The 19511-nt window shown below is 51.5% G+C and carries 8 protein-coding genes and 1 pseudogene; 8 read left to right on the forward strand and 1 reads right to left on the reverse strand.

Annotated features, from left to right (window positions below):
- Window positions 1-483 precede the first annotated feature (483 nt).
- The 3 genes from AC56LN_RS22075 (at window position 484) to AC56LN_RS22085 (ending at window position 5838) form a co-directional block, all read left to right on the forward strand.
- Window positions 484-774, forward strand: a complete 291-nt coding sequence (locus AC56LN_RS22075) for a hypothetical protein (protein WP_499574728.1) — start codon at window positions 484-486, stop codon at window positions 772-774.
- An 85-nt stretch (window positions 775-859) separates the two neighbouring features.
- On the forward strand, window positions 860-2437 hold the full coding sequence (locus AC56LN_RS22080) for a methyl-accepting chemotaxis protein (RefSeq protein ID WP_499574729.1): 1578 nt from the start codon (window positions 860-862) through the stop codon (window positions 2435-2437).
- A 1622-nt stretch (window positions 2438-4059) separates the two neighbouring features.
- Window positions 4060-5838, forward strand: a complete 1779-nt coding sequence (locus tag AC56LN_RS22085) for a site-specific integrase (RefSeq protein ID WP_499574730.1) — start codon at window positions 4060-4062, stop codon at window positions 5836-5838.
- Window positions 5839-6447: 609 nt separating this feature from the next.
- On the opposite strand, the gene AC56LN_RS22090 is transcribed toward AC56LN_RS22085, so the two are convergent.
- Window positions 6448-7098 carry a hypothetical protein gene (locus AC56LN_RS22090; protein WP_499574731.1) on the reverse strand — a complete coding sequence of 217 codons (651 nt, stop codon included), beginning with the start codon at window positions 7096-7098 and terminating at the stop codon, window positions 6448-6450.
- A 563-nt stretch (window positions 7099-7661) separates the two neighbouring features.
- Here AC56LN_RS22090 and AC56LN_RS22095 point away from each other — a divergent pair.
- From AC56LN_RS22095 to AC56LN_RS22115, 5 genes and pseudogenes are all read left to right on the forward strand, one after another.
- A pseudogene (locus tag AC56LN_RS22095) lies at window positions 7662-8251 on the forward strand (recombinase family protein).
- Window positions 8252-8261: 10 nt separating this feature from the next.
- Complete coding sequence (locus AC56LN_RS22100) at window positions 8262-13034, forward strand: DEAD/DEAH box helicase (RefSeq protein ID WP_499574732.1); 4773 nt, start codon at window positions 8262-8264, stop codon at window positions 13032-13034.
- 69 nt (window positions 13035-13103) lie between these two features.
- On the forward strand, window positions 13104-15758 hold the full coding sequence (locus AC56LN_RS22105; protein ID WP_499574733.1) for a TrlF family AAA-like ATPase: 2655 nt from the start codon (window positions 13104-13106) through the stop codon (window positions 15756-15758).
- Window positions 15759-16327: 569 nt separating this feature from the next.
- Window positions 16328-18037: a methyl-accepting chemotaxis protein gene (locus AC56LN_RS22110; RefSeq protein ID WP_499574734.1), complete on the forward strand. Its 1710-nt coding sequence runs from the start codon at window positions 16328-16330 to the stop codon at window positions 18035-18037.
- Between the two features lie 112 nt (window positions 18038-18149).
- Window positions 18150-19370 (forward strand): HD-GYP domain-containing protein, encoded by a 1221-nt coding sequence (locus AC56LN_RS22115; protein WP_499574735.1) that lies wholly within the window; start codon window positions 18150-18152, stop codon window positions 19368-19370.
- Window positions 19371-19511: the final 141 nt, after the last annotated feature.

Raw genomic sequence — 19511 nt, forward strand, 5'->3', positions numbered from 1 at the left:
CGTTTGTACACATTGTGTACCATCATAGCACGCTGGCAGACATGGCTTACAGTCCGCCGTTACTTTAATACGTGTGACTTTCCGAAATAGATGCGACGTTTTGGAAATTACTGCGACGACAGGGCATGAAGTAGCAAGGTCCATCGTTTCTTGCTCAGTTACACTGGCGACGACGAACTTCCGGTTTGGGCCTTGCTGCCAGTGGTGACCACTCGTGAATTCCAGCTTGGCAACCTGCTAAGCTGACGCGAATGGCTGAACCCAGGGCGAAACCGGTCCATAGATTTGCGCTGCGCATCGGACAAACTCGTGCGACAAATAGAATTTCTGCTCCACTAGCCGTAGAATTTTTACTTCAACAAACGTTCGAACAAGGACCTTGATTCAACGTTTCCATCACGTTCCGCCTAATTTAGGTGCGGGATGCGAGGTACCTTCCCCGTCGATTCGCGTCAACTCGATGCGCCAAGCACAAGTTCCCTCATGACCACGTTCTACATTGACCAAGCAGTCAGCGTTGTGAGCAATATCTTTAAAGCTGTCGAAGGCGAAACGACGCAAGCTGTTGATGATGGGCGTGCCTCCATACTGCTCGACGTCCTGGGTGACATGCGCGTGTCCATCGACTACTGCGTTAGCCCTATATCGATGGTAGGTCTGCTGGCTGACGGATCCGAGCCCGTCACTCAAAAAAACATCACCTACTGTGCATATCGTCTTAGAAACAATACTTTCTTTAAGGAATTCACAGCGTGCTATCTATCTTGTCTATAATTCCCAACTTCTTAGTTTTTCTCTAGCTGGTCAACTAAAAGCTAGCAATAGGAACCTTTTACTTTATATTTTAAGTTGTTACTAAATGAACATATTTTCTACACTCAGCACACGGGCAAAACTCGGTGCGGGTTTTGGCCTGATCAGCATCCTTATCATCGTACTCTCAGTATTTGCTTGGCAGGAGCTGGGAAATGTCGGTCAAGAATTAGCCACACAGAACGCTGTCCGCACAACGAAACTCGAACGCCTGTACACACTACGCGAGTCACTTGCACAAACCGGGCTCGCGGCGCGCAACGCGTATATCCTACCCGATGCCAACGAAGCCACGCGTGAACTGGCCCTGCTCAACGAACAGAAGGCGAGCTTCCTCAATGAACTGCAGGCTTTGGCGCCACTTTTCAAAGACAACAATGACTTCACAACGATGCGTACAGGTTTGCTGCGCATGGCCGAAGAACTCAAGCGTCCGCAGCTCTACCGCAATTCGGGTCAGATGGCCGAATTTGCTGCTTTCTTGGTCAATGAGTGCGGCCCGCTGCGTCGCCAGAACGTGCTGGATATCAATCGTGTGATCACTGACGTGCAAAAGCAGGTTAATGCGAGCACCTTGCAGGCCCAAGAATCGATTAGCTCTGCACGGACAACTATCATCATTGTGACGCTCGCTGCAGTTGTCCTGAGCATTTTGGTCGGCAGTGCCATTACAGCGCACTTGTTACGTCAGTTGGGTGGTGAACCGATTGAAGTGAACCGCATCGCGTCCGAAATTGCATCAGGCGACCTCACAGTCAATGTTGTCGTGCGTCCGGATGATAATACTAGTGTTATGCACGCCATTCGCGAGATGCAAACCAGTTTGCAACGCATTGTTGCGCAAGTTCGTAGTGGCACCGATATGATCGCAAATGCATCGAGCGAAATCAGCGCTGGTAATAGCGATCTCTCCACCCGCACGGAGAAGCAAGCGCACTCACTCGGCCGCACGGCAACATCGATGAACGAACTCACCGTTGTGGTGGAACAAAACGCTGCACACGCCCGTCACGCGAATAGTTTAGCTGCTTCGGCCAGCCTAGTTGCCAGCAAAGGAGGTACGGTGGTTACGGCAGTGGTAAACACAATGCAGGAAATCAACGCATCGGCCACCAAAATATCTGACATCATCAGTGTTATCGATGGCATTGCATTCCAGACGAATATTCTTGCGCTTAATGCTGCCGTGGAAGCAGCGCGTGCAGGGGAACAGGGGCGCGGCTTTGCCGTCGTTGCAAGCGAAGTGCGTAACTTAGCGCAGCGTTCAGCTAGTGCTGCTAAAGAGATTGCCGCTCTGATCGGCGAATCTGTAGCCAAGGTGGATGCAGGGTCAAAGCTAGTAGAACAGGCCGGCATGACGATGAAAGACATCGTGACCAGCGTGCAGCATGTCAGTGGCATCATTGAAGAAATCACTGCTGCAAGCGAAGCGCAGCACGCCGGCATCCAGCAGATCAACCACGCAGTGGATCAAATGGATGAAGCAACCCAGCAAAATGCTGCACTGGTCGAGCAGGCTGCAGCATCGGCAGCGGCGCTCAAGGAGCAGGCCGGCAGTTTATCACGGACTGTCCGTGTGTTTCGTGTTCGTACGGAAGCCAATTCTTTTCAAATAACTGCTTAAGCATAAAGACGATCGATGCAGAAAGACTATTAGCTAACGGGCGGTAAGCTGAAGAAATATTGTAAGAGATGAACATCCGACAACATCAACTTTGCCTCGGATTCAGCCTTTTGCGTTCTGTTCCTGCCAGTAACCCGTCCCTAGCCCTCTGAGTGATATTTGTACTTGATCCATCGATACGCGTCTTGCCCAGATCAACTGGTCATGTCATTCAACGCAATTCTCGTTGTATCCCTTTACAATTAGGAGTCTTGTTCCCATCAAGCTGCCGCTTTGGATCGAACCCGACCATCATGAGGGATCATGATTCGGACTTAACGGCCTGCTATGCGCAGCTCAATAGCCAAGATCGGAATCTAGTGAACTATTTTTTCTTTCAGCTACTCTTATGGAACAAATACTAAGTTACTTTATGGCACCTAAGCTAGGTCGCGGAACCGTGCTTGCGAAGTTCCTCGCTGGTAGAGAGGCACTCATTATCATCGAATTTGCTACGCCGAGAGGGGAGCAAAACTGTGTGAAACTCAGGGCTGTGCCTTCTCAAGTAATGTCAATGTCTTCGCCAGGAATTCACACTTTGTATCGACTGAGTCGCCACGCAATATCGCAAGTCCAGCACTGCATGAAAGGTGAATCGTTTGATGAGGACTATCTGGAGCTAGACTGCTCAGTGCGCCCATGGAATGGCGACCTTTCCGAATCACCTTATGGAGGCGCCACTGTGGGTCAAGTTCGGCTACGAGCAGCCATCCCAATGAGCATTAAAAAAGGATAATGAGTTGGAAACGTACCGGCCCGATCTCTTATTGATCGAGGAAAAAACGGACTTCCCCCAAATATGCAAGTCGAATTGCAATTAATCGCCGAGTGGGATGGCAGCTGGTATGCGCTACCAAATGCTCTGGCTCCCAACATGCGAAAAGCGGGCCTGACCGTACTAAGAGCACCACGAGGCCCAGCATCCTCAGTTTACGTCTCCATACAACACATCGATACCAAGCAACAGCCGATAACTACAAAAGAACAGCTGCTAGCCGCAATCGAACAGTACGGAAGCACGGTGCGTGCCTGTGCTTCAGTTGAGGCAACACGCTTGGCGACAGATCGAAAGGACCATGGGCCGCGGCCTGACGAGTTACGCATGCGAGACAACGCACAAGAACTGAGGATCATGATCCAGAACGCTATCGAAGCGCTGCCAATCGAATAGGTAATCTGGTGAACATCAGAACGGCAGTTACGAACCTAGTGATTTGATCGAAGTCTATGTTCTTAGAAGCGGCTTCTCTGCATCGTCGTCTGACAGATTGGCGCGAGTGACCGCAATGGGTCGGAAGCAGCCGGTCGTAACAGTGTGTGATTTTTCGACCATGACGGCGTGCCATGCCGATTTGGTTCGTTATCCACCCGAGTCATATAAGCTCTGCTGGCTTGTTCGATAAAACCAGCGAACTAAGTAAAAACTCACTTTGTTCGGGGTTTCACACACGCTTACTTGCCTGATAAGATTATTTATCAAGAAAGCATTTATAGCGATTTTGGCGTGAAACAGGGATAATTCATGGGTATCTACCTTCCTAACGGGCACGATGCTGTCTCCGTAATCGCCAACAGAAGCCACAATGAGCCAGAACACGAACGTCCTGCTTGCTCCCGTCACTTACAACCGCAGTGACTACACTGCGCTACGGGCGCACTGCCTCAAAATTCCGATCGCGAAAATCGCCGAGCTGTACTACAGCGACGACAGCCCACAAGTCGAGATGGGCCTGGAGCGGTTTTTACTGTTCATGCGCGCGGACTTGATCGAGCGCTGTATCGTCAACAATCCTGCCACGGCCCAGATTCTTCAAGGTGCCCGCCAGGGCGGCTCCATCACCAGCCGAGCACTGGAAATCTTAATCAAGGCTGCCGACGCGCCGGCACCCGTACCCCACCCGGATCAACCGGTTTCGCAATGGTTTCGTCCATTAACGGCTAAGGCGCTGAGAGCAGAGCACATCCACACGCTTGCCGATCTCACAGCCATCATGACAAATCGAGGCCCCAGCTGGTGGCGCGGCTTACGGCGCATAGGCGTTCACAGGGCCAAAGTGATGCATGCCTGGATGGGACGTCATGAACGCACCCTTGGTACGACCTATGCGATTGATCTAATGGCACCGCCTGGGCTGTCGAAGGTCATCGTCGGTCCTGAGAACGACAGTTCTTTAGCACCCATCGAGCGCCTGGTGGCGCCGAGCTGGCTGGACGGATCCGAAGGTATCAACCGCGACACACGCTTCAATTACATCGGCGCCGCCAATGACCTGGAAGCGATCAACAACTACCTGCACCGGTTCCGTGATCGTCCGCACACCCTACGTGCCTACACGAAAGAGATAGAACGGTTTTTGTTCTGGTGCATCCTGGAACTGCGTAAGCCGCTTTCTTCAGTTTTGGTACCCGACTGTGAAAGCTATAAAGATTTTTTGAAGGCGCCCAGTGCGCGCTTCGTAGGAGGGCGTGCGCCTCGAGAGTCGGCGCGCTGGCGACCGTTTTCGCACACCAGGCTCTCACCGGCATCTCAAAAACAAGCAGTGTTGGTCGTCAAGATCGTTTTCGAGTATTTGGTGGGCGTGCGCTACCTGGCAGGCAACCCATGGTCTGCCGTCGACCTGCCCAAAGTGCCAGTCGCAGTCAACCGGATGCAGATCGAAAAGGCATTGGCGCAACCGCTTTGGGACGAGCTTATCGAACGCCTGGAAGCAAGTGGTAACCATCCCGAGCGTATCCAAGACCGTGTCGCTTTGTCAATGATGCTCCTGTTTGGGGACTCAGGGTTGAGGCGGGCGGAAGTTGCCGGCGCCCAGCGTATTGCTTTGTTGCGCAGCAAGTGGAGCTCAGAGGTATTTGAATTGACCGTGCTTGGTAAACGCAGCGCGTATCGCGTCGTGCCGGTTAGCGGTCGCACTGTCGAAGCGCTGCGCCGGCATTGGAAGGACCGAGGTCTGGATTTCGACTCAGAAAACGCAGAAGGTGCCCTGCTTGCTCCGGTGGTCATTCCTGGCCACGCTGCAGCGTCGTTACGACATCGGGAAGGAGATGCGCAGTCTGGATATACAACGGATGGCCTGTACAAACTGTTTCAGAGCTCGATCAAACGTTTGAGGCGTGATCATACGGTCGAAAAAGGCTTCAGTCTAGATGACCTTGCCGCCCTTTCCAGAGCCTCGCCACATGCGTTAAGACATACCTTCGGCACATTGGCCGTAGCCGACGGTATGCCAATCGATGTCGCGCAAGCAGTGCTTGGCCACAAGGACAGTGCGACGACAGCCATCTATGTGCAAGCGAAGACCAAGCGAGTCATTGAGGAAGGTGCAAAATATTTTGCCAGCAAGCGAGCAAAGGTATCCTGACGAGGTGCCAGTATGGTCAATGCTGCCTATTTCTAATGCATCGGGGTGGAACCCGCATAGGCAGCGACTTTCGCTATATAAACCAACCAGTTATCCACAGAAATTGTGCATAACTAGTTAACCCCAATAATTGCGGCAAGACTGGCACTCCTGTGCAAAACCTCGTAAATCTAGGAAAAAGGTGCTTTCTTGTCAACATGTGTGGCACTACTAGTACTACTGATAATGTATTTTATCAACAGTAAAAAGAAACCTCTGTACTGAAGTAGTAGGACCATGCCTTACCATCTACTAGGGTAGTTAAAATGACTCGGAAATCTGCCAAGGCTACTCCATCCTGCCTCTCCTACGGTGAGGTAGGGATGTCACAATAAAAAAAGCCGCCCTGAGGCGGCCCTTACATGCTTGATGACGCTATTTAAGCGTATACCTCCTCAGTAGTCATTCCAACCGACTCAAACGTAACATGCTCAATTACACCTTCTTGGGCGCGGCGCTCCAAGAGAGCAAACATGTCATCAAGCGAGACTTGTCCCTCTACTTCGAATACTCGATCAGTCGAAGTACTGTCCATTTGTCCAGTATAAAGTTGAAGTGATAAAAATTTGTTCATGGAAAGAACCCCTTTCTTTTGCCATATGCCACGAAGGTCTGTGAATGAACACTATTCGGATCGACGTCAAAAGTCAATCTACAACCATCTCCATGGAGCACCCATTGAGCCAGACCCTCGTCTGCCTGGATTAGTTGTTGCACAGTTCTACAGTGAGAAAAATTCGGTCCTAGCGTCTCTACTGAGGTCGCCGGAAGCGGACCGTCAAACCCAAGCTTTGGCCATACTATATACCCATCCAGCGGTGTACGCTTGCCTTGCTCATCCTTAGCCCATCTTCCTGCAATGCAAGCAATGGTTGTTACTTCAAGTTCGCGACAGGCATTGATCTGACTGTTCAGCATCTGGAAGCCAACCCCACCGTGGTACTCAGGTTTCATGTGGAATTGTGCGTTTATCAACACTAAGCCTCTGTTAGAATCATTGATGAGTAACCTTTCCATCTGCTTACCAGCTTGGAAAAACTGAGGATGATCGCCAGTAATAATCACGCCACCGTGAGTCTTCCCAAAGGCAAATTTCGTGCCGTCAGGAGCACCAGAGAGATGGGCCAATTGACGTGTCGTAAAGTTTTTTCCCCCAATTTTATAGACGGCCATCTCTCTGATACGATGGTTTTGGGTGAATTCTGGACTAGGATCTTGCACCAAGTACCTCAAGGATTATTTTATCAATATTTTTATTGATAGAATTCTAACATCCCGACATTGGTTATCCAACCCGTCCTGTAAATGAACTTGTGTGCCCGTTGCGCACGGGTTTGGGGTGCTAGGGCAAAAGCTACATAGGCAGGGACATCAAACGGTTCTGTCTCATTGCTGATCAAACGGCAGAAATTTCCTGGAAGGGCACTGTCCCACTCATTCCAGACGGACCATTCATGCCAGCTTAGAAAATTGGTCGGCGACCGACATTGCATCCACGCCGTTGGTCGCGAACATCCTTTGATCATGTGTATCAGCTCGATGCTGGTTAGCACGGAGTCTGCTGCAAAAAATACTCTTCCGCTACCGACAACCACGAACTGGAATTATGTTAAGTCTGCGTTGAGAGCAGTTGGCTACTGTCCATAAAACGGTGGTTTGTTGAACAGTTGCTACAAGGGCGGTTTTGCCTGCCCAAAGTGATCTTCGGCTGTTAAAATCGCCGTCCAACGTCCAGCAAGGACACCTTTGTTGGGCATTTTTGTGTCTGAAAGGCGGATCGGCCAATGGGGCAGCGCATCGGGTACGCCCGAGTCTCGACGGATGACCAAAACCTTGATTTGCAGCTTGATGCGTTACACAGGCTGGCATCGGTGAGGATTGCCTCTACTCCGACACGGCAAGCGGCAAGGATGCCGAGCGGCAAGAACTGGCTGCGTGCCTCAAGGCGATGCGAGAAGGTGACACCATCGTCGTATGGCGGCTAGATCGCCTCGGTCGCAGCCTGCCCGATCTCGTGCGCATCGTTGGTGAGCTAGAACAGAAGGGCATCAGCTTTGAGAGCCTGACCGAGAGGATCGAGACGCGTAGCGCAGCGGGGAAGCTGGTATTTCACGTCTTTGCAGCCCTCGCTGAGTTCGAGCGGAACCTAATCCGTGAGCGCACGCGAGCTGGCCTTGTCGCCGCCCGAGCCCGAGGCCGCTCCGGCGGACGGAAGCCCAAGCTCAGTGGAGCACAGATCAAAGAAATCAACGCAATGATGGATGCGCAGAAGCTCCCTATAAGCCGAATCGCCGAGCTGTATGGCGTATCGAGGACAACCATTTACAACGTCTCACCCCGCAGGAAAAACGAAGCGGGTGAACACAGTCAGTGAAGAAGAAGACATGATCCGAACCATCCTTCAACAGTATCGAGAAGAGTCTGCTTTTAACCGTGATCTTGGCGATCTCTTTGAGCGCCTGATGCGGGCATATCTCAAGCTCGATCCTCAGTACGTCGCCCTCTTCTCCGACGTATGGATGTGGAAAGACTGGCCCGAGCGTGAGGCCTTTGGCTACAAGGCACCGGACACGGGCATCGACTTGGTGGCCAAGCTGCGTGATGACGAGGGCTTTTGTGCCATTCAGTGCAAGTTCTACGAGATGCCAATTCCCCTTGGCGACCTTGGCAATTTCTTTACCCTGTCCGGCAAGGGTGGGTTCTCGCAGCGCTTAATCGTCGCAACGGCCAACCTCAGCAAGCACGCAGCCGATGCGCTGGAAAACCAGACCATTCCGGTCGAGCTGATGACCTTGGAGGACTTGGATGCGTCACCTATTGACTGGTCGCAGTTCTCGCTCGACAAGCCCGATCAACTACGCAAGCTGCCGAAAAAAGACCCTCGCGAGCACCAAAGCGAAGCCTTAGTGGATGTACTCAAGGGCTTCAAGACCAGCGACCGCGGCAAGCTCATCATGGCTTGTGGTACAGGCAAGACCTACACTTCGCTGATCGTCGCTCAGGAGATGGTCAGGCCGGGTCAGACTATTCTTTTCCTTGTTCCGTCCATTGCGCTGCTGTCGCAGACGCTGAGAGCATGGACTGCTGATGCTAGCGTACCGTTGCGCTGCTTTGCTGTGTGCTCAGATAGTAAGGCCAGTCGAAACGAAGAGGACATGCGTATCTATGAGCTGGCTTATCCAGCTACGACGAACGCAACCAAGCTCGCTAAGGCTATGAACGAGACGCAGGACAGTACGACAGTGACCGTGGTGTTCTCGACGTACCAGTCCATCGAGGTGGTGCATCAGGCCCAGCAACAGACCGGCATCGAGTTCGACTTGGTGGTTTGCGATGAAGCTCACCGGACAGCAGGCTACACCGTGCCTGGCGACGATCCTTCGGCCTTCGTGCGGGTGCATGACAACGCCGTCATCAAGGGTAAAAAGCGGCTTTACATGACCGCCACCCCGCGCATCTACGCAGAGGCCAGCAAGAGCAAAGCCGAAGAGTCGAACGTGCAGGTTTACTCGATGGACGACGCGTCCACTTTCGGCCCAGTTTTTCACCGCCTGCGCTTCGACGAAGCGGTGCGGCGCGACCTTCTTTCCGATTACAAGGTGTTGGTGATTGCTGTCGACGAGCTGCACGTCAGTCAAGTGTTAAATCAGCGGATCGCTGACAGTGGTGATGAACTCAAGCTAGACGATGCGGTGAAGGTGGTGGGATGCTGGAACGGTTTGGGCAAGCACGTCGCCGCCGAGGATGGCATGGACATCAGCGGCGACCCGCAACCCATGCGCACGGCCATTGCCTTTGCTCAGTCTATTAAGCATTCCAAGTTGCTAACCGCTGAATTTGAGCGGGTGTCTAACGACCTTGGCGATAAGATCGACTACCTGCCCGCTTTGGAAGCCAAACACGTTGACGGAACCATGAACGTCGTCGAACGCAATCAGAAGCTGTCATGGCTAAAGGGCAATATTGGCAAGGATGAGCCAGTGTGCCGGATATTGACCAATGCCCGATGCTTGTCGGAAGGCGTGGACGTACCTGCGCTCGATGCCGCCATCTTCTTGAATCCTCGCGACTCGGTGGTGGACGTGGTGCAGTCTGTTGGCCGCGTTATGCGCAAAGACCCGACAGGCCGCAAAAAGTATGGCTATGTGATCCTGCCCATTGGCATACGTAAGGACACATCGCCCGAGGCTGCCCTGGATGACAATAAAAAATACCGCGTTGTATGGCAGGTGCTTAATGCCTTGCGTGCTCACGATGACCGGCTCGATAAGCAATTCGCTACCATTGACTTGACCGGAAAAGCCAATGGCATCGTCAACATCATTGGTGTTGGAGCAGGCAACGAAAAAACAGACCGTATGCCCGATCAGCTCGGTTTCGCCTTCGACCCGGTGGAGCTAGGCAAGTGGCAGGATGCAATGTTCGCGAAGATCGTTCACAAGTGTGGCAATCGTCGCTACTGGGAGGACTGGGCCAAGGACATCGCGGAGATTGCCGACCGCCATCAGATGCGTATTCGCGCTTTATTGGAAAAGCCGCATAGCAAGGGCAAGAAGGCCTTTGACGAGTTCCTCAAGGGAGTGCGTAAGAACCTAAACCCGAGCGTCAGCCAAAACGACGCCATCGAGATGCTGGCACAGCACATCGTTACCAAGCCGGTGTTTGATGCGCTGTTCGAGGGCTACGCCTTCACAAGCAAGAACCCTGTGTCACAGTCCATGCAAAAAATCATGGACATCCTTGAGGCGCAGGCCTTGGACAAGGAGCACGAAACGCTTCAAGGCTTCTATGCAAGCGTTCGCGAGCGCGCTTCCGGTATAACTGATCCAAAAGGCCGCCAGAAGATTATCGTTGAGCTGTACGAGCGATTTTTCAAGACAGCCTTCCCACGCATGGTCGAGCGTCTTGGTATTGTTTACACACCGGTCCCCATTGTGGATTTCATCTTGCACAGTGCCGACGCTGCTTTGCAGGAGCATTTTGGCTGTCGTCTTGCGGACGAAAATGTCCACATCCTCGATCCGTTCACTGGCACCGGCACTTTCCCGGTTCGCCTTATCGAAACCGGGTTGATCCCGGCAGATAAGTTGCACTATAAGTATCGCCATGAGCTGCACGCTAATGAGATCGTATTACTGGCCTACTACATTGCAGCTATTAATATCGAAGAGTCGTTTCATCGCGTTACTGGACAGGATTATGAGCCGTTTCCCGGTATCGTGCTGACGGATACTTTCCAGATGGGGGAACCGCAGACCAGCGATCTTGACGAAGGTCTCCCAGAAAATCATGAGCGAGCAGATGGGCAGAAAGCCCGTCACATCCGTGTAATTGTTGGCAATCCACCATATTCTGCGAAGCAAGAAGACGTGGGCGATAACAATCAGAATATGAATTATCCGATTCTGGACGGAAGAATCACCGCAACATATGCGGCAAATTCAACCGCTGTTTTGAAAAATAGTCTTTATGACCCTTATATTCGTGCCTTCCGATGGGCAGCAGATCGCATTAAAGATGAAGGGATTGTCTGCTTTGTGACGAATGGCGGCTGGATCGACGGAAATACGATGGATGGCTTTCGAAATTCCCTCCAAAACGAATTCTCTGACGTGTATGTTTTTAACCTGCGTGGTAATGCTCGTACTCAAGGTGAGCAACGTCGCAAAGAAGCAGGGAACGTATTTGATGTCGGTTCACGGACACCAGTAGCGGTTACGCTGCTGGTCAAGCGAAAGGAGCACCAAGGTAAGGCCGTTGTTCGCTATTACGACATAGGTGACTACCTTAGCCGTGACCAAAAGCTGGACATTATTACCGGATTTGGCGGGTACGAAAACGTTCCGTGGAAGAATCTTGAGCCAAATTTGCACCATGACTGGATTAATCAGCGTAGTGGCGATTTCAGCGAATTCACCCCCTTGGCTGATAGTGCCGGATCTATATTTGTTGATCGTTCGATCGGAGTTAAAGCAAATCGAGATGGATGGGTTTTTGATTTTGGAAAGAAAGCCCTTCTTGTTAAATCTGAGCGGATGATTGATTTTTTCAATAATCAGCGTAAGGCACACTGGCCGACATTACAAGCCCTAGGTGGTAGTGATGCCAGGAAAGATATGGCTGCAAAAATTTCAGACTCTAATCCGAGGAAAATAAAATGGACACGCGGGTTAATTAATGATTTAGCTCGCAATAAAGAAGCTTTCTTCAGATCTGACCATATTAGGGTAGCGTTATATCGACCGTACTGTAAAAATTGGTTATATTACGACCCACAGTTTGTTGAAGTGCCAGGAAGATTCCGTGAATTGCTGCCTTCCGAAAAAACTAAAAACATTGTCATTCAGGTCGTTGGTACTGGAACACCTAAAGAATTTTCTTGTATCGCCACAAACGTTCACACCGATTACTCGGTGATGGCGAATGGACAATGCTTTCCGCTCTATTGGTACGAATCAGCCACCGAGAACGCCGTCCAGTCAGGCTTTAGTTTTGATGGCAGCAACACCGTCGATGTCAGGGCTCACGGCTATGTAAAGCGCGATGGAATCACTGACGTGGCACTTGCTAACTTTAGCAAGCAGTATGGGGATGCAGCTATCACCAAGGAAGCGATCTTTTACTACTGCTACGGCATACTGCATTCATTGCAGTATAGAGAGCAATACGCTTCCGACCTCAAAAAAATGCTGCCCCGAATTCCATATGCATCGGATTTCCGATCGTTCGAGCAGGCTGGGCGTGCTCTTGCCACGTTGCATCTTGACTACGAAACGGTGGATCCGTGGCCGGTGGTTGAGGAGGCGAAGGAAAAAGGCGACCTCAACGACTTGGCATACTATCGGGTGGAAAAGATGCGCTTTGCTTCTGCAGGTGGAAGGGCGAAGGACAAAAGCGTGCTGATTTTCAACGGGCGCATTACTCTCAAGAACATCCCATCAGAAACGCATGAATACATGGTCAACGGTAAGAGCGCGCTTGAATGGGTAATGGAACGCTACGAGCCTTATACCGACAAAGACAGCGGTATCAAGAACGACCCAAATGATTGGTGCAGTGAGCACCGCGATCCAGCCTATATCTTAAATCTGGTTAAGCGTGTGATCCGTGTCAGTGTGGAGACGGTCAAGATCGTAGCCAGCTTGCCCTCGATTTAGTGACGTCGGGGTTCATAGGTATCAGACTGTGTAGCTAGTTACACGGCGCCGAGCAACTCTGAGAGGAATATGAGCGACCAATACACTTACGCGAGATTTTGGCGTTGCGCGCTACAGGTCAATCCTGTCGGCTACAACGGCATCTATCGGGGAGCCGATCATGGATTGGACGAAGGCAGCTACAACCAAGCCCTACTTCAGAAGTGTCTTGATCTGGATATTACGGTTGTAGGTTTGGCCGACCATGGCAGTGTAACCAGTGTCGATGCCTTACGTCAGGTTCTCCAGCCAAATGGAATTGTGGTGTTCCCCGGCTTTGAGATCGCTTCAAACGACAAGACCCATTACGTTTGCCTTTTTTCCGAGGATACGACGGTACAGCAGCTTGATCGCTATCTTGGGCACCTCAGGTTGCTTGATCCAACGGATGGTATCCGGCCTTCCCGCTTGAGTTCGGAAGAGTTGATCGAACAGGTCGATCAACTTGGCGGGTTTATCTATGCCGCGCACTGCACACAGGATAGTGGGCTCTTAAAGAATCGACTAAACCACGTTTGGAAGCACCCTAAGCTGCGCGCGGCCCAGATTCCGGGACAGATAGATGACTTGGTCAACGTCGAGAGCAACTTCTACCGAAAGGTGTTCTTGAACCAGGACGCTAACTACCGGCGTGAGCGGCCAGTTGCGGCGATCAATGCCAAAGATGTCGCCAAACCTGACGACTTGGAGCAACCGGGGGCGACTTGCTTCGTTAAGATGACAAGGCCCAACTTCGCCGCGTTCAAAGTTGCCTTCCTTGATCCCGGATCGCGAATCCGTCTCAACTCGCAAAAGGCTCAAATATCCATTGGCAAAATTGTGCGCATGACAGTGGCAGGTGGCTACCTCGATGGTATCAGAGTAGACTTTTCCGATCACCTTAACACCGTCATAGGTGGGCGTGGCACAGGCAAGTCAACCTTGCTTGAATGTTTGCGTTATGCCTTGGATTTTCCGCCCAAGGGCAGGCAGGCCCAAAAACTCCACCAAGAAATCATTAAGGAAAACCTTGGCCGGTCAGCTGGTCGAGTTGAACTCACGGTGATTTCATCAGCCCAGAATGGCAGGCAATACACCATCTCTCGCCGCCATGGCGAGCCGCCGATGGTGCGTGATATAGATGGCAATGTCTCCACCCTACACCCACGCGACTTACTTCCGGGCATTGACATTTATGGGCAAAACGAGATTTACGAGTTGGCCCAAGATGAGACCAGCCGGTTACAGTTGCTGGATCGCTTCCTTCCCCATAATGGCGATTATGAAGCGAAGAGCCCTGATGTGCATAAGCGCTTAAAGGAGAACCAGAAGCATCTCACGAAATCTTTGACCGACCTCGATGACTTGAAGGCTCAGGTTGAGCGTTTACCTAAGCTTGAAGAGCAGCTTCGAGGATTCGATGAGCTGGGCATCAAGGAAAAACTGGCCAAAACCTCATTGCTTGCGCGCGAGCATGAGATTGCGAAAACCGCTATCGAGGGCATGCAAAGCTTTAAGGACGCGCTCTCGAGCCTGAGTGACAGCCTTCCCAACCTCGCATTTTTCGACGATGAAGCTCTTGGCGGGTTGCCAGATGCTACCCAGTTGCTTGCCATGCGTACGTCACTTGAAGGACTCAAGCAAGGTTTTGTCAGCCATTTGACTACTATGCAGATCTTGCTTGATGAAGGGACGCGCCAGTTCACTGCCGAGCATGTGACGTGGCAGCAGGCCATTCAGGGCTACGAGGCCGAGTTAGAAAAGGCACTTCGGACTTTGCCTGCAACTGCGGGCAAGAGTGGGCAAGTAGTTGGTGTTGCCTACCAGCGGCTTATGAGCGAAATCGAGCGCATTAAGCCGATGAAATCGCGAGTGTTCAACCATCAGACACTGCAGGATACCTTAAAGCAGGAGCGACGTAACTTGTTGGCCGAGTTGTCCGATTTAAAGGGGCAGCGCATTCAAGCATTGCAGAAGGCCGTGAAAAAATTAAACAAGCATCTGGAAGGCAAGCTCAGGGTGGAGATCGTGCCAGAGGCTGACCGCACGCCGCTATTGAACTTTCTACTGGGATGTAAACTAGATGGCATTGGCGAAAAGCGGCTTGCGTTTATTGATGAAGCAGTGACGATCAGCTCGTTGTCATTGGCGCAGTCGATACAGAAAGGTTCATCCAACGTACAACTGGACTGGGGAGTCACGCAAATGGTAGCCGATGCACTTACCAAGCTCCAGTCTTCGCAGATCATGGAGCTGGAAGCGTTGGAGCTAGAACACCGCGTGGATATTTTTTTGAATGTCGCCCATGGCCAGGCCGAACCAGTCTTTCGGCAGCTCAGTAAGCTCTCGACAGGTCAGCAATGCACAGCCATCTTACACATGCTTCTCTTGGAAAACGTCGATCCTCTTATTATGGATCAGCCGGAGGACAACTTGGACAATGCCTTCATCGCAAATCGGATCGTTACCGAGCTGAGAGAAGCGAAAACCTGTCGGCAGTTCCTGTTCGCAACACACAATGCAAATATCCCAGTCTTTGGCGATGCCGAGTGGATCGGTGTTTTTACGGCTGCAGAGAACCAAGGATACCTCGGACTGGAAGCACAAGGTTCGATTGACGTGCCGATGATCCGCGATCATGTAGCTAGTATTCTCGAAGGTGGTCGTGATGCCTTTATTCAGCGCAAGGAAAAGTACGAGTTCTGAATTCTCAGCATTCAGTAAAAAATTAAAGAATAAACCAGCGATAACAACAAGCGGCGCGGAGGAAATTTTAGGGAAGCGCTGATTCATTCTAAGTTGTAATCTTGGCGCCTTTAACGTAATTTATGTCAAACAAAGGAGCAAAAATTGTCTTATTTTCACTCAAGTTGTGATATTAAATTTATTATGGGTTAGCTAAATTGATAAATGCTTGGCTGATAAAGAGCATTATCAATAGTAGAGTTCACGGCTTGTGACATGATCGGCCAATCTTGATCAGATCGGTGACCTGTTTTTCCATTGGATGACGTGTACGTACAGTCCTACGCAAGTCCGATACCCGCATGCACTGGACGCACTGTTTCGCATGTAGAGGCTTGAGTGGCGTCTTCGAGCTCTTCTGTAGGTCTATAACATGAACGGCATCCATGAATAGGCCTTTTCAAAATCATCAATTTTGTTGATTTTCCGCAATAAAACAACACATTAAACGCAGTTTCTTAACTAATAGTTAATTTTATGCGATAGGAATGATGAATTTACTCTCTAATGGTTCTTAGTTTCCCGATGGCATGATAAATTGTCCGTGTGACCCCACCCTTGTCGCTCCTACCAAAGGAGTCCTAACTTCCGACGGCCAACGTCTCCTGTCAATATATGACTATCATGCTATCCCACACTTCAATCACAACGCGGCTGCGTATCGGTTTTTTTGCAGTGTTGGCTTCCTTGATGGTAGTCGCTGCTACTGGCTTGTACAAGATGTCTCAACCAATCAAGCCACGGCCAACATCGTCCACATCAACATGAAGAAGATTGAGCTGCTCGAACAGATGTCCGACTCGGTGCATGTCGTCGCGCGCGTAGTCCGCTCAATGGCTCTGCTCAAGGACCGTGAAGCCGCAGCACAAGAACAACGCAAGGTAGTAGCCGCCCGCGAACGCTATGACCAAGCCTTGGCCAGTCTCAGTACCATGCAGTTGGATCCACAAGGGAAAGACCTGGTACAGCAACTGGCGGACTTATCGAAAGAGGTACGTCCACTGAACAACCGTTTCGTCGAGATGGCACTGGCCGGTGATGAGAACGCAACTCGCTTCCTTCTCGATACTGCGGGACCGGCCACAACCAAATGGCAAAACACGATCCAGGCACTCAAGGATAGGCAACAGAAAAAAAGCGCAGCTGATGCAGAGGCTACGGCAGCCGCCTACAAAACCGCGAGAAACTTGATGCTCGGCCTCGCCCTGGTCACGCTGACCGGTGGCGCAATGTTCTCCCGATGGGTGACGCGATCAATCGTCATACCCATGGCACGTGCCGTTGATGTTGCTGATGGCGTCGCCGGTGGCAACCTCACTCAGCGAGTGGAAGTCGATCCCAAAGACAGGTCCGAAAGTAGCTCGATGCTGCGTGCGCTGAACGACATGAGCGATGGCCTGAACTCGATAGTTGGCCAGGTACGCGTAGGCGCGCACACGCTAACCACCAGTGCGACTGAAATCGCTGCGGGCAACCTGGATCTTTCGGCACGAACCGAACGTCAAGCAAGCACGCTCGAAGAGACAGCCGCTGCCATGGAAGAGTTAACCTCGACCGTCCGCAACAACGCTGAGCATGCGCGCAAGGCCAGCTCGATGGCAAAACACACTGCGGAAGTTGCTGCCCATGGAGGAACTGTCGTCGGCCAAGTGGTCGAGGTCATGACCGGCATCGAATCTTCGTCGACGCGCATAGTCGAAATTATCGATGTCATCGACAGCATTGCTTTCCAGACAAACATTCTCGCATTGAACGCTGCGGTAGAAGCCGCACGCGCAGGCGAACAAGGACGAGGCTTTGCCGTTGTCGCTAGTGAGGTCCGTACACTTGCGCAGCGCTCGGCAGGTGCCGCCCATCAAATCAAGGAACTGATACACAGCTCAGTGAACCAGATTAAGGCTGGTAGCGTTCTGGTCCAAGATGCCGGCACGACGATGCAGGATATCGTCACAGAAATTGGCAACGTGTCCGGCCTGGTGGCCGAGATTGCCGATGCAACCGAACAGCAATCGGTCGCCATCGAACAGACTTACCAAGCCGTAAGCGAGCTTGATACCATCAATCAGCAGAACACAGCCCTGGTCGAAGAGGTCGCGGCAACAACTGCCTCATTGAGGGATGATGCGATGGCACTCGAAGAGTTAGTGAGTCGCTTCGTCCTCCAGGGTGGGTTGCTAGCAGGTGTATCGACCAAGGCAACTCGCCCAACTGAAAGAACAAAGTTGAAGTTAGTTGCCTAGCTATAGCGGCTCGGCACAGACAAAGTAGCCATATCGCGATCACCAGCTTGCCGTTCCGCCAAAGGTCGCTCGGTACAAGTTTCTTGTAGTAGAAATTATCCTTCAATGAATTATGCTTAAAACACTCGACTCCTCGGATCTTCGCACTGGTATGTTTATCCAGGACCTTGATTGTGGCTGGATGGAGCACCCTTTTGTCCTCCCTCGTTTCGTCATCACTCGCCAGGAAGAAATCCAAAAAATCATTCATGCCGGTATCCGCAGGGTGACGATCGATTGCGCGCGCGGATTGGATGTGGACGATGCTCCCACGATTGAAGAAGCAGCAGCGGCAACCGAGGCTGAGGTAATTGCACTCGCAGTCAAGCCGGTAGCGCCGCTGCCTGTATCATTGGCTGAAGAGCTCAATCGCGCAGCTGTGATTCAGCGCCAGGCCGCGGATCTAGTGCGTATTGTGATGCAAGATGCAAAGTTGGGCAAGGCAGTAGAACTGGACAGAGTATCGCCAGTAGTGGAAAACATTACCGCTTCGATCCTGCGTAATTCCAGCGCTTTACTTGGCCTGTCTGTGATTAAAAAAAAAGATGAATACACTTTCTTGCATTCGGTCAGCGTATGCACGCTGCTGGTGGCATTTTGTCGTTCCCGCAAACTGAATGCCGATACGATATATCAAGCTGGTATCGGAGGATTGCTGCACGACACCGGCAAAGCACTAGTCCCCGACCATATCCTGAATAAACCAGGCCGCTTGAGCAACGAAGAATTGGAGGTAGTACGCAAGCATCCAAGAGACGGCTACGACATCCTGTGTCGTACGCCAGAGATCGGAGCAATCCCGCTTGATATTACCTTGCACCACCACGAACGACGCGACGGTACAGGTTACCCGGATCGCCAGGGCGAGCAGGAAATCAGCGAGATGGCGCAGATGGCGGCTATCGTCGATGTCTATGACGCTATCACAACCGACCGTTGTTATCATAAGGGCATGCAGGCGGCCGAGGCGTTACGCAAGATGTACGAGTGGAGCAAATTTCACTTCAACCCAGCCCTAATGCAGGAATTCGTACGCTGCGTAGGCATATATCCTGTTGGTACCTTAGTGCTGCTGGAGTCACGCCGCTTGGGCGTGGTAGTCGAGCCGCACGAAACCAGTCTGCTCACGCCCAAGGTCAATGTGTTTTACAACACTAAGACCCAAACATATATTAGGCCGGAAACGGTCGATCTGGCACGCGGAATTGGTTTTGGTGGAGGCGACAAAATTATAAGCCACGAATCCCCAAAAAAATGGAAGGTTGACCCGCAACGCTTTATGGTTCTAGACTAAATTAGACAGCAGGGTTAGATCGTCAACTGAAGGGCTAACGTTGAGGTCGGTTGGATAGCACAAAGGTCTTGATATTCCATCCCTAGTATAGCTACACTAAACTAGGGATCAGGTTAAGCAGACTTTTTGACAAAAAAGGGA

It is taken from the genome of Telluria sp. ZT3P26 (assembly GCF_059686035.1).